Source organism: Shewanella waksmanii (genome assembly GCF_043643685.1).
In the GTDB taxonomy this organism is placed as follows: domain Bacteria; phylum Pseudomonadota; class Gammaproteobacteria; order Enterobacterales; family Shewanellaceae; genus Shewanella; species Shewanella waksmanii_A.
Genome location: NZ_JBHZSN010000014.1, coordinates 43,033 through 56,054, shown reverse-complemented (window position 1 = coordinate 56,054; position 13,022 = coordinate 43,033). Strand labels below are relative to the sequence as shown.

Here is a 13,022-nt window from a genome sequence, read left to right as displayed (position 1 = left end):
TTAGTGGTATCTATACAAACTGCGCCGACTGCTCATCAATGGCGGTTAGCCAGTCGTCTACTTGGGCCACACTCAGGTTTAGTGGTTTATCGTCATGGCGATGAACAATAAGCGCATTATGCATAATGGGAATAATGCCCAAAATCTTAGTCCAACCTTTTTCAAGTTGCGCGATAGAGGCGAGGTGTACTTCAATCACTTGACGTGGATTGGCATGGCTGTGTAGCTGCAAGATTAGGCGTTGATCGGTTAATTGTAGATCGCCATTTAATACGGGCATGCTCCCGGTCACGGCTTGTAGACTGGCGTTAGCCCGCTTAATCAGGGCTTCATTGTGGTGTAACTCTATCGACATACCCAGCTCCATCTAGGATAGTTTTTAACCTCGATAGGCTTAACGTTAGCACAGATTTTTTAAATTTGTATTTCTACTCTAATTATTTAGCAATTAATGAAATAGCTAAGTTGAACAGTATTTATCACCGTTTGAGATGATTTTTACTCTCGAGGGGCAAAAAGCGCCAGCTAATTACTGGCGCCGATAGGGTTAATTTTGGCGGGTAAATGCTTGGCAAATATTTTGCTCACCAATTTGCTTGGCTCTTTTCAGGGCGACTTCAGCATTGCTGAGGAACATCTCTAGGCTTTGGCCGGTTTGGTAGGCTGCAATGCCCATGCAAATACCCGAGCCCAAACCGATATCATTCAAATCGTTAAGAGATTTTACGGCAAATTGGTGAGCATTATCTGCGGTGGTATTTGGCAAAATAATGATGAGTTTACCAAGCTGCCAATGGGACATTTGGTAATGTATTGGTAACCCTTTTAGCAGGTGCAGCTCAACCTCTTTTTGGCGACTTTCCAACTGGCCAATATCACTCATATGGCTGAGCATGCCCTCAGCGGTAATATCGATAAGTACTAAACTCGAGCCATCTCGGTTATAGGGGGTTAATGAGGTGAAGTAGTTATCTAAGTCCCTCAGGTTGGTGAGAATCGTACTACGATGTGGCTTAAGGTTGCTTTGCCCAGTTTGAGGAAGCGTCTCATGGGCTTTTTCAAGGGTACAGACGATATATTCGATATCGCCAGCATTATCTAAGTGGCCTTTTAATGTGGCTTGTACGCAGTGATTGTCTGCGCCTTCAGCTTCACAAAGTAATTTGCCGCTCCACTGACCTTGCAACATAATTTGCTGGCAAATGCTTGACCACTGGCTACCTAAATCATTGTTTAGCAGTTTGATCAAGTTAACTTGCTGATTAGGCTCAATGGACATCATTGTCTGGAAGGCATTATTGGCCATTTCTAAATTGCCATCTGATAACACCAGTGCTGTTGCTACGGCGCTATCATTGAGCAGACTGTTGAGGTTGGCGTTATGTTGGGTTTGCTTGAGTAAGGTGACATCTTCAAGCGAAACCAGTAAATAAGGATTGAAGTGACTGTCAGTTTCCGACTTAATCACCACCCGCAGCATGGGGGCGTTCTCATCTAGATCTGCCAGCTCTGCACTCCAAAAGTTATTGATTTCGATGCTGGATAACACTTGAAGAAACTGATCGTCTTCAAATTGCAAAATACGTTGTAAGCTGCGCTCTTTAAGCTCGTCAATGGGGGTTGATAACAACTGAGCCGCTTGCTCGTTGGCACTAATGACCCGATTGGTGTCATTGACGATTAGGCAGCCTCCATCAAGGTTAAACAGGCGGCTAGCGAGTTGGGCGCTGTATTGACGAGAGCGTTGTTCCAATCGGTAGAAGTGACTGAGTAGGATCAGAAAAGATGCCAATGCAGTTAATACGATGCCGACAGTAATGAGGATTTTACGCCACTCGGAAAAATTAGCGGCAATATCATCGTTACGAACATAAGAAACCAAGAAGTACTCTCTGCGAGCTTCATATTGGGTTGCTAGTTCCACTTTTAAATACACGAATGTGGCGTCATCGCCATGGAATTGACCAAAATTGCTCATGGCCATTTTACGCCACAAAGCAGGGTAGGTTTGCTTTAAGCTGCCCCCCATGGTGTCAGGAATCCGCTTAATGGTTGGTTTTTTCTCCGCTCCAGCATAAAGCAGCCCTTGGGTGTCGAGCATCAACAAAGGCGATTCATTACTTGAGTAGGCCGGTTTAATGCTTTTTAGCATTCGCGACATAGAATTATAGGTGACTAAGTAGCCGCGAATACTTTGATCCGGATTTTCGAGCCAGGCTAATTGGTATAGATAGGGCTCCAACTTTCCATTGATTGGTGTGAACTCCAGCGATGATGTATAAATTTCATTACCGCCCATATTACGCGCGCCGCCAAGTAGCGCTGGTGGCAGAGGCTCGTGGCTAAAGTTCTCAGTAGTGGAGAATTTGAATTTACCTTGAGGGTCAAACAGCGCGATATCTAACAGCTCTGGAATATTATTGGTGATCACATCCCAGTTCTGTTCTAGCTTTAGCTGCCTCACTTCGCTGGGAATATTGAGATAACGGTTTAATAATTCAGATTTTGCGAACATTTGAGTTCGAAACTGCTGAAAAGACACTTTATCAGCAATAAGACTGCCCACGGCTTGGAGTTCACTGTAGCGCTGTGCTGCCCAATCTTCTTGTAAGCGTCGCTCCCCAAGTGTAATGACCACATTACTCAATAAAATCATCGCAATGATTAAAATGGAGATTTGAGTAACAACTGCAACAACGCGTTGAGTAGACCAATGAATACCTTGGGCTGGGATCAATTGTGGAATTTTTGGGGTTAGCATGCAGCGTATATTCAATAGCTTAAATGAATCATGGGCGTATGTTAGCACGATTTATGGCCAACCACACCGTTAGTTACAGCATACTAACCAGTTACTAACTTATTTTAATAAGCGGGGAATAAATAACGGTTAACAGCCGTGATTGCGGCGAATGTCGCTGCTGTGGGTTAGCCGACAATCCCCAGTTTTCGGTATTTAAACTTAGCACCCGCTTGCTCGATCTGTTGTTGGCAGGCTTGAATATCGACCCCTTCAAGACCGTCTAGGGCTGACACCTGGACATCGGCAATATAGTGGGGAGCAAGTTTGATAAACTCGCGAACAGCTTGATAGGAGCCGCTTAACTTGGGCTGACAATGATGTTCATACAATGCTTGTGTGTCGGCATTGAGTGAAATAGAGAGTGAATCAACGACTTTGGCTAAATCTGGCAAAATATTGCGTCGATGGAACAAGTTGCCTAAACCGTCAGTATTGACTCTCACTCGGCCGCCGCGCTGTTTTATTTCTTTAGCGACACCAAGTAACGTGTCGAGATTTAACGTTGGTTCTCCATAACCACAGAACACATATTCGTCAAAGTCAGCCACGTTACCCAGTAGGCTTATGATGTCTTCGGCCTTAGGCTGATGTGTTAAATCGAGCTGGTATTGATGAACCTGCTTACTGCCATTATGTTTAGGGCAAAACTGGCAACGCAGCGTGCAGCGGCCAGTAATATTAAGATAGCGAGATTGGCGAATATCGTAGACAAGGGTTGAGGTAGTCATCGCTGCAGCTTGGTTGTATTTTGGAGGTAGTTTACGCGATTGCGCGTTTGGATAATGTTGTGTTGATCAAAAAGGGAGGCAGCGCCTCCCTGTTTGTTTAACTATTTAGTGGTTACTGCGCCTTTGGGTTGCCACCACCATTGATAAAATCGGCGGCTTGTTCGCCTGATATCATCGAGGATGATATACAGTAGTGGCACCAAAATCAGAGTGACTACGGTAGAGAACAAAATACCAAATGCCAATGAGGTTGCCATAGGTATGACAATTTGTGCTTGCAGGCTTTTTTCCATAATGATCGGCACTAAGCCAACAAAGGTGGTCATCGAGGTCAAAATGATTGCCCTGAATCGGTGGCATCCTGAGTCAATAGCTGCTTGGGTAATAGAGTGACCTTCAGCCCGAGCTTTATTAACAAAGTCGACTAAAATCAATGAGTCGTTTACTACCACGCCGGCGAGCGCCACAATACCGCATAGACTCAATACACTCATGGATAGACCAAGAATAAAGTGCCCGAATAGCGCGCCAATCATGCCAAACGGAATTACCGACATGATAATCAGTGGCTGGCTATAACTCTTCAACGGAATTGCCATCAGTGCATAGATGGTGAACATCGCGAAGAAGAAACCTTGGATTAGACCGACCATTGCGGTTTGCTCATCAGCGCTGCCGCCGTCTAGGCTAGTAGAGATTTGCGGATATTGCTCTTCAAGGTACGGGAAGAAATCTTCTTGAATCTCTGCAACCACCTTAGAAGGTTCAACAATATTGGTGTTGGCTGTTGCTGATATGGTGATTGCACGCCTGCCATCTACCCGAGTAATAGATGAGTAGGAATCCCCCATCTCTATATCCGCCACGGTAGAGAATGGCACCGATATACCTTGCGGGGTACGGATCATCATATTCTCTAGATGGCCAATGGTACGACGCTGCTCAAGCGGGTAACGTACCATGACTTTAACTTCCTCTTTGTTACGCAAAATTCTTTGCGCTTCAAAGCCATAGAAACCATATCTTACCTGGCTTGCTAGGTCGGATAAGGTTAAACCTAGGGCTTCTGCCTCTGGTTTAATGTCGAGACGGATCTCGTGGCTACCCGATGAAAAGTTATCAGAAATGTCATAGACACCTTCGTAGGTTTTCAACTTTTGCTTCAGCTCGGTTGAAGCTTGGCTTAGTTGCTCAAGGTTGCTTGAGGTTAACCTAAAGGAAATATCGCCTCCACCTTCATTGGTGCTAGAGTTGATATTGAGCTTTTTAACTGCAATTAACTCAGGCAAGGCTTCTCGCCACGCGGTAGCAATGGTATTGCCATCTATCTCACGATCTTCACCTTTTGTCAGCTCTGCAAACAAGAAAGCGGATGTCCGTGAACTCATATTGATGAAGCTATGCTTAACCACCGGCTCGCCGTATTTCGCTTCCATCTCACTGTTCATGGTGTACAGCGCATCTTCAATCTCTTTCACCGTTTTAAGGGTATTGTCCTCTGAGCTACCCACATCCATTTCAAGGTTAACTTGGATGAAATCAGAGGGAATATCTGGGAAAAATACCCAGCGCACTTTACCGCTCATGACCAACGCGATGGATAAAATCAGCACACCAATAAAGGTGGCGACAACGTTATAGCGTTGGCCGATACAAAACTGCAAGAACTGACGATACTGGTTTTGAATAAAGTGCTGTAATTTTGCGTTAAGTGCGATCTTAAAACGCACAAACCGATTGGGGTTGGGGTTATGGCGCTTAGGTTTCATATGCGCTAGATGCGCAGGCAAAATGAGTTTAGATTCCACTAATGAAAAAGCTAAACATAAAATAACCACTAAGCCGATAGACTTCCAAATAATCGCCATGGGGCCTGAAACCATTAGCATCGGCATAAAGGCAGCTATGGTTGTTAGTACCCCAAAGGTAGCGGGCATAGCGACTTTTTTCGCGCCGGTGACGACATTTTCTAGGGAGTGGCCATTGCGTTCAATTTCGCTGTAGGCACTCTCACCAATCACAATGGCGTCATCGACCACTATCCCCAATACTAATATGAAGGCAAACAAGGTCAGCATGTTAATCGACAACGAAAACGGCTCCATCGGCATTAACAACATTGCGCCAAGGAAGCACACAGGCAGGCCAACCATCACCCAGAAGGCCAACTTCAATTCTAGGAAAAGAGCCAGAATAATGAACACTAATAGTGCGCCATAAAACATGTTAGACAACATCATGTTAAGGCGGCCTTTGAGGTAGTGAGTTAGGTCGCCCCAGGTATCTAGTTTTGCCCCAGGTGGCAGCAGTGCCTGTTGCTCTTCAATATAGCCTTTAACTTCTTTGGAGATAGCAAGTGCGTCTTGGTCATCAACACTGAGGACTTCGATGATCGCTGCTGGATGGCCATTAAAGCGGGTATATTCTAAGCGCTCTTCAAAATCATCCTTAATGGTGGCGACCTGCGGCAACATGATGCGGCTGCCATCAGGGCGAGTACTGACCACGATTTGTGAAAAATCATCCCCAGTGTAGGCTTGGCCTTTGGTGCGCAATAAAATGTCGCCATCTTGAGCGCGAATGGAACCCCCAGGTAAATCGATAGATGATGCCCGGACCGCTTGAGCCACTTGCTCGAACGATAAGCCGTATTCTCTTAATTTGTCCTCTGACAGTTCGATGCCTATTTCATATTCGCGCACACCTGTCACTTGAGCTCGCGTAACTGAAGGAAGTTGGGTGAGATCCTCGCGAATATTTTTAGCCAGCTCCTTCATTTCGTATAAGCTTATATCGCCATAAACCGACACCCAAACAACGTTGTTTTCCGGTTTTATTCGATAAATATTGGGCTTTTCAATATTGTCTGGAAAGGTCGATATTGCATCGATACGCAATTTAACTTCATCAAGAATATCCTGTGGCTCAAAACCATCTTCAACCTCAATGGTGACATTACCAAACCCTTCACTGGCGACGGAGGTGACCTTTTTGATACCGCTAATATCTTGAATTGACTCTTCAATTTTAATGGTGATGCCTTCTTCAATTTCCTGCGGCGCTGCCCCTGGGTAGGCGACAGAGATACGTAGGTAATTGAGTTCAAAGGTAGGAAACACCTCTTTATTAATCATAAAGGTGCTAAAAAGGCCACCAATGAGTAACAGCCACATCAGCAGGTTGGCGGCAACGTTATTGCGTGCAAACCAAGCAATAATCCCAGTTTGTTTTTCCATTATTGCTCACCTGCTGCAACTAAGGTGCTTGATTGGCTAACATCGTTATGTTGACTCGAGGTATCACCAATCACTTTAACTAGCTGGCCATCTGTCATCGCATTGATATTGGTCAGTGAGATGCGCTCACCACTTTTCAGGCTATCTTTGATGTACACATACTCAATATCGGTACGGACAACATTGACTGGGCGAATTTCCACTGTACTGTCGGCGTTAACCACAGCAACTTGGTTGTTACGTACTATGTGACGAGGGAGTTTTACGATGCCATCAACGGTGCGGCCTTTAATCACTGCGGTGACAAAGCTGCCATACTTGAGTGGTAACTGCCCGGTTTGTTTGTTATTTCGTAAATAGGGATCTTTAATTTCAGCAACTAGATACACCATGCGATTTTCTGCATCTATCACGCCTTCACTACGAATGATATTGCCTTGCCAAGTGACAACTTTACCCGCGAGCTCCGCACTGAGGGTAACTTGGGTGTCAGGGTTATCTACTGATTCTAGGTAAGCTAAGTCATTGTTGGCTAGGGGCAGGCGAATTTCGGCGATGTGGGTATCATATAGTTCACCAAGATTAGTGCCTAATGTGACGTACTGGCCTAAGTCGACGTTGCGAGATTTGATAATGCCATCGAACGGGGCGCGGATGGTGGTACGTTCTAAATTACGCTGTGCGCGAGCTAAGGCTGCTTGGGCAAATTTGACATTGGCTTGTTCTTTTTTCAGTTGAGGTAAACGTAACCCCAGTTCTGGTGGTACGCCGCCATCATAGCCCTGCCAATCGACTTTAGCGACTTCACCTTTTGCAACCTCCTCCTCGAGGGAGGCTTGAGCTTGGGCTAAACTCGCTTCAGCTTGCATGAAATCCGCTTCATAATCTGATGGTTCAATGACCGCAAGTACATCACCTTGTTTCACGACACCGCCGGCGACAAATTTGTTGGAGATCTCCAACATGCGTCCTTGGACTTCAGTAACCAATTGTGTTTTGTATTTTGGGGTGACGACACCGTAAGAGGGAAGGTTAAGCGACAGTGTTTGCACGTCAACTTCAGCCACATCAACAATGGGGACCGGTGTTTGTTCTTCTTTTTGCTCGGGCGCTTGGCGCGTATCTAGCAGCACTTTGGCTAGCCCAGCAAAGACAATAAGAATAAGTAGGGGCGAACTTCTTCGAAGGATTTTCTTCAACATTATAAGGGTGCTTTTCCATGCTACTTTTTATGCTTTATAAATTACCAGAGTGTGGCGAGCAGTGAAAACTATTTTTGTAAATAAAATGTTTCTTATTTTGCGGTGTTACGTTAGTTGAATAAGCTGAAATATTTGCCGCTAGGATTAGAAAAAATAAAAAAAGCCACTTGCGGAAACAAGTGGCTTTTATATTTATCAGCGCTTTTATCGGTTATTTTTTCTTTTTCTTAGCTTTCGATTTTTTGCTGGTTTTTTTATTGTCAGACGCTTTTACTTTTTTCTTTGATGGCGGCCTAGCTTCTTTATGCTTAGGGCGCAGTTCTTCAATAATGCGTCGTTTTAACGGCTGTTCTATATAACGTTCGATTTTAGCCACAATTCGCATATCATGGGCTTCTGCCAATGAGATGGCCGTGCCTTTATTACCTGCGCGGCCAGTACGGCCAATACGGTGCACATAGGCGTCCGCCGAACGGGGCATATCGTAATTAATCACATGGGTAATGTCGTCTACGTCGATACCGCGAGCTGCGACATCGGTGGCCAGTAACACATTGACTTCACCTTTGGTAAAGCGTCCCAAAGCTTGAAAACGGGCTTTTTGTTCCATGTCACCACGCATATAAGCGCAGCTAATGCCTGCTCGAGTTAGTTGACCTTCTAAGCTGGCAACCACTTCGCGGGTTTTGACAAAAACAATCGCTCGCTTGACTTCTTCACGTCTCAAAATATTGCACAACAGGGCATATTTATGGCTCTTGTCATCGGCAAGGTGGATCCATTGGTGGATCTTAGCTTTCTCGCTACGTGGCGGCTGAGTTTCGATTGTCACTGGATCGGTCAGTAGCTCTTTGGCAAAACGAGTGACCCCCCCCCCTTCTAACGTTGCTGAGAACAACATGTTTTGTTTACGCCCTTGCGCTTGAATTGCAATAGCTTGCACAACTGCTGCAAATCCCATATCTAACATACGGTCAGCTTCATCGATGATCAGCATCTCTACCGACTGGGCATCAAACAGATCTTTATCTAGGTATTCCATTAAGCGACCAGGGGTAGCAACCAAGATATCAATGTTCTTTTTTAATGCTTCTTCTTGAGGAGCATAGGGAACACCGCCAGTGATAATGCCGATATCTAGATTCAATCCTGTAGCCAAATGTGATGCATAGCGGTGCACCTGGCTGGCTAACTCGCGGGTCGGGGTTAAAACCAATACCCGTGCGTGGCCTGAGAATCGACGTGGAAAGTCGATAATGTGCTGTAATGCAGGTAGCAAGAAGCTTGCGGTCTTGCCGGTGCCCGTTGGGGCTCTGGCAAGAATATCTTGTTGTTCCATCGCTAGTGGAATCGTTTGTTGTTGAATCGTCGTAGGCGCTTTGTGCCCCATTGCTTTTAATGATTCAAGTAGCGTTGGATCAAGCTGAAAGTCTTCAAATAGCATGCGCTGCATCCCAGTAAAAAATAGCGCGACATTATAGCGCCTCATTGTTATAAGCGCTAGGTGCTTGGAGGCTTGTCAACGAAGAGAATGGTTAAAGTATAGCGGTTGTCAGAGATTTAAATAAAAGGCGTTAGTCAGTTTAATCATGGCCTCACTATATTGGTTGTTGCTGTCACGAATAACCAATCGTTGTGGTGCGCTATTCATTTGGTATTTTGACGCTTTTGTCAGTGACAACAAGTGCCGAGCAACGGGCTTGTTAGGGGTACTGGCTACATCGGTGCGAGCACAGATATTCAGTTGCTGTGTTATTGCTGCTTGTTCAAAGTCCACCAAGCTTTGGCTAGGGATAATCACCGAGGCTTTTCCCTTTGGCTGTAATCTTAAATGGATTTGTTGGCAAAGTGCGTCAAAGGATAATAATCCAGTATGACGTGCTTTAGCGCGCTTATCACATTGAGATAGTGGTCCATGATTGAAATAGGGCGGATTACAAATGATATGGTCAAACTCCCTGGTATTAGAGAGCTGTGAAATGCAGCCGTGAAACAGGTTTAAGCGCTGACTCCAAGGCGACTGTTTAAAGTTTGCCTGGCATGCAGTGGCTGCCGCATCATCAATCTCTACTGCGGTGATGATTGCTTGACTGCGCTGAGCTGCCATTAAGCTCAATAAGCCAGAGCCTGCACCAATGTCTAGAATCTGGCTTGCATCCGCTAAGTTTGCCCATGCTCCTAAGATAACGCCATCGGTACTGACCGGCATTCCGCAGTTGTGATCGTCGATATGGAATTGTTTAAAAGTAAAAGGCATGGGGTAATTATGGTTAAAGTAAATAAGCGTGCTTAGTTTACTGCAAAGCTTTGCTTGCGGCTAACTGTTGTTTTGATGTTGCCTAGTTGATGCTGCTACTGCTTATGTTGCTCACATGTGGCCTTTGTAATGGCGGTGATTTAATAAGGTTTTTATTTTGGTGTTGATTGGCTGAGTTGTTGGCGGTTTGCTTGTTATATTGGAGTGAGTTTGCTAATAGTAGAGGCTCATTTGCCCTTTTAAAGGGCAAATGTAACAGGTAAAGCAGTTTGAGAGCATGGTTAGCCTTGGTTAATTCTGCTGTAGTTCAAAAAGTCGCCGTAATTAGGCCATGTTTACCACAAAAGGGTGTAATCTTTGATTTACATCTGGTCATTATCATCTCTTTTATGGTGCCAATAGGCGAAATAATACAGAGCAAAAAATACAAGCAGAAACAATGGGGCAGAGCGTGCAGAATAATAAAATGGGTTTGGCAGATACCGTAGGGCTAGGGTTTATGACCTTTGCCTTTTTTCTAGGTGCTGGTAACTTAATTTTTCCACCTTTAGCGGGTTATTTGGCCGGCGAAAACATTACTTTGGCAATGATAGGTTTTCTTATCACTGCTGTGACATTACCCTTAATTACATTGATTGCTGTGGCTAAAGCTAATGGTAAAGTCATGGCGCTCTTGCCTGGTTTTGCTGCTACGGCTTTAGCAGTGGCGATTTACATCATTATTGGTCCCGCCTTCGCTGCACCTCGTGCTGGATTAGTCGCCTATGAAATGGGGTTTAAACCCTTTATTGATGGCAGTGCCACATTTGCATTAGCCGGACTTGAGCTAAATGTGTCGCAGCTTATTTATACGCTGGTCTTTTTTGGCATCGCTTTGGTGCTGTCTCTATACCCAGGTAAATTGCTAGATAACATTGGCAAGGTTTTAACGCCCGTACTGATCTTCTTGTTGGTCGGCTTAGCAGTCTCTGTGATGTTTGTCCCAGGTGCTGGAGTGAGTGAAGCGGTTGGTGACTATCAAACGAGTCCGCTAACCAAAGGTATTTTGGAAGGCTACAACACCATGGATACCTTGGCTTCGTTGATTTTTGGTATGTTGATTATTGATATTTTGCGCAAGAAAGGTGTCAACGAACCACAAGAGCAAACTAAGTACCTCGTTCGTGCGGCATTGATTGCTGCTGGTGGCTTGGCATTTGTTTATGTGTCGCTATTTTATCTTGGTTCTACAGCCGGTGATATTGCAGCGGGTGCTGACAACGGCGGTGTCATTTTGACCAATTATGTTAACCATGAATTTGGTGCAGCAGGTCAGGTACTGTTGGCCATGGTGGTGACATTGGCATGTTTAACTACAGTTGTAGGTCTAGTCACAGCTTGCGCTGAATATTTCGATGAACTTATCCCTGCCATGTCATACAAGGTTTTAGTTGTGGTGATGAGTGTAATTTGTGCCACCGTTGCCAATGTGGGTCTAGCTCAGCTAATCAGCATTAGTATTCCGGTGTTGGTGACGATTTATCCTGTTGCCATCGCTTTGGTTGCAGTCACTTATTTAACTGAAAAGTTTCCCAGACCGGCCTTTTCACATCGTCTAGTGTTAAGTGTGGCACTGCTGTTTGGCACCATTGATGGCTTAAAAGCGGCGGGATTAGACATGAGTTTATTTGAGTTTATGCCTCTACATAATGAAGGTATGGCGTGGTTGCTGCCTACTGCATTGACCATAGTGTTATGTTTGTTTATTAAACCTAATCACCCTCAAGTGGCAGCGAATTAGTGAACAGGCATATTGAAGCCTTTAAATAAGCTAAGTTAATATGACGGCGTAAACTCATCTCAGTTTACGCCGTTTTTTTATTGAGGATATCTGTGTCTAACCATCAATCATGCTATCGCGCCGATCCATTAATCGAGCTGTTTGTAGATCAGCTTTGGACGCAAAAGGGATTGAGCGACAATACGCTTTCAGCCTATAAAACTGACCTGCAAGGTTTTGATCAGTTTTGTCAGCGTACAGGTATTAGTTTGCTTGACGCTGATCAGACCCACGTTCGTGATTATTTAGGTTACCGATTTGAACAAGGTATTGCGAAAAGCAGCAGTGCCCGGCTGATTAGTAGCTTACGCGGTTTCTATGCTTTTTTAGTCATGGATAAACGTATATTGGTGGATCCGATTGCGTTAATTAAAGCGCCAAAACTTGCGAGGCAGCTTCCGGACGCCTTGAGTGAAGATGATGTCGACAAACTCTTAGCCGAGCCTGATGTTGAAGATGCCATTGAATGTCGCGATAAAGCAATGATGGAATTACTGTATGCCAGTGGCCTGCGAGTATCTGAGTTAGTGGGGCTAACATTAGATCAGATTAGTTTAAGACAAGGATTGATTCGTATTGTCGGTAAAGGCGGGAAAGAGCGACTGGTTCCTATCGGCGAAGTCGCAGTAACGGAAATTGAAGATTACCTCGCCTCTGCCCGCAGTGAACTCCTCAAAGGTAAGTTGAGTGATGTCGTTTTTCCATCTAAGCGCGGCAGCATGATGACGAGACAGACGTTTTGGCACCGTATTAAGCTATACGCGGTAAGGGCCGGAATAAGTTGTCATTTATCGCCGCACACTTTGCGTCATGCGTTCGCCACCCATTTGCTCAATCACGGTGCCGATTTACGCGTTGTGCAGTTATTGTTAGGCCATAGCGATCTATCGACAACGCAAATTTATACCCATGTGGCAAAAGCACGGCTTGCGCAAATGCACAGCGAACACCACCCTCGTGGTTAGGGCGTTTTTGTG

At 45.0% G+C, this 13,022-nt stretch carries 9 protein-coding genes; 2 read left to right on the top strand and 7 right to left on the bottom strand.

Features of this window, described 5'->3' with window-relative positions; translation table 11 throughout:
• Positions 1-10: 10 nt before the first annotated feature.
• The 7 genes from ACHUFW_RS18495 to ACHUFW_RS18465 form a co-directional block, all read right to left on the bottom strand.
• Positions 11-355 (bottom strand): hypothetical protein, encoded by a 345-nt coding sequence (locus ACHUFW_RS18495; RefSeq protein ID WP_394205145.1) that lies wholly within the window; start codon positions 353-355, stop codon positions 11-13.
• Between the two features lie 192 nt (positions 356-547).
• Positions 548-2,761 carry a diguanylate cyclase gene (locus ACHUFW_RS18490; protein WP_394205143.1) on the bottom strand — a complete coding sequence of 738 codons (2,214 nt, stop codon included), beginning with the start codon at positions 2,759-2,761 and terminating at the stop codon, positions 548-550.
• Positions 2,762-2,928: 167 nt separating this feature from the next.
• Complete coding sequence (locus ACHUFW_RS18485) at positions 2,929-3,531, bottom strand: TatD family nuclease-associated radical SAM protein (protein ID WP_394205141.1); 603 nt, start codon at positions 3,529-3,531, stop codon at positions 2,929-2,931.
• A gap of 101 nt (positions 3,532-3,632) precedes the next feature.
• Positions 3,633-6,767, bottom strand: coding sequence for an efflux RND transporter permease subunit (locus ACHUFW_RS18480; RefSeq protein WP_394205139.1), 3,135 nt, complete (start codon positions 6,765-6,767; stop codon positions 3,633-3,635).
• Entirely contained in the window at positions 6,767-7,969 is a 1,203-nt protein-coding gene (locus ACHUFW_RS18475) for an efflux RND transporter periplasmic adaptor subunit (RefSeq protein ID WP_394205137.1), read from the bottom strand. The genes ACHUFW_RS18480 and ACHUFW_RS18475 overlap by 1 nt, the downstream gene beginning before the upstream one ends.
• 211 nt (positions 7,970-8,180) lie before the next feature.
• The gene (gene srmB, locus ACHUFW_RS18470; RefSeq protein WP_394205135.1) at positions 8,181-9,413 is read right to left on the bottom strand and encodes an ATP-dependent RNA helicase SrmB; all 1,233 of its coding nucleotides are present in this window, start codon (positions 9,411-9,413) and stop codon (positions 8,181-8,183) included.
• 108 nt (positions 9,414-9,521) lie between these two features.
• The gene (locus ACHUFW_RS18465) at positions 9,522-10,226 is read right to left on the bottom strand and encodes a tRNA1(Val) (adenine(37)-N6)-methyltransferase (protein WP_394205133.1); all 705 of its coding nucleotides are present in this window, start codon (positions 10,224-10,226) and stop codon (positions 9,522-9,524) included.
• A gap of 439 nt (positions 10,227-10,665) precedes the next feature.
• Here ACHUFW_RS18465 and brnQ point away from each other — a divergent pair, with 439 nt between their 5' ends.
• Entirely contained in the window at positions 10,666-12,006 is a 1,341-nt protein-coding gene (gene brnQ, locus ACHUFW_RS18460; protein ID WP_394205131.1) for a branched-chain amino acid transport system II carrier protein, read from the top strand.
• Positions 12,007-12,098: 92 nt separating this feature from the next.
• Positions 12,099-13,010 (top strand): site-specific tyrosine recombinase XerD, encoded by a 912-nt coding sequence (xerD, locus tag ACHUFW_RS18455; protein ID WP_394205129.1) that lies wholly within the window; start codon positions 12,099-12,101, stop codon positions 13,008-13,010.
• Positions 13,011-13,022: the final 12 nt, after the last annotated feature.

Bases quoted from the DNA above. Each gene is read 5' to 3' on its own strand.
- ACHUFW_RS18495 (WP_394205145.1), bottom strand. From the start codon at position 355: ATGTCGATAGAGTTACACCACAATGAAGCCCTGATTAAGCGGGCTAAC.
- ACHUFW_RS18490 (WP_394205143.1), bottom strand. From the start codon at position 2,761: ATGCTAACCCCAAAAATTCCACAATTGATCCCAGCCCAAGGTATTCAT.
- ACHUFW_RS18485 (WP_394205141.1), bottom strand. From the start codon at position 3,531: ATGACTACCTCAACCCTTGTCTACGATATTCGCCAATCTCGCTATCTT.
- ACHUFW_RS18480 (WP_394205139.1), bottom strand. From the start codon at position 6,767: ATGGAAAAACAAACTGGGATTATTGCTTGGTTTGCACGCAATAACGTT.
- ACHUFW_RS18475 (WP_394205137.1), bottom strand. From the start codon at position 7,969: ATGTTGAAGAAAATCCTTCGAAGAAGTTCGCCCCTACTTATTCTTATT.
- srmB (WP_394205135.1), bottom strand. From the start codon at position 9,413: ATGCTATTTGAAGACTTTCAGCTTGATCCAACGCTACTTGAATCATTA.
- ACHUFW_RS18465 (WP_394205133.1), bottom strand. From the start codon at position 10,226: ATGCCTTTTACTTTTAAACAATTCCATATCGACGATCACAACTGCGGA.
- brnQ (WP_394205131.1), top strand. From the start codon at position 10,666: ATGGGGCAGAGCGTGCAGAATAATAAAATGGGTTTGGCAGATACCGTA.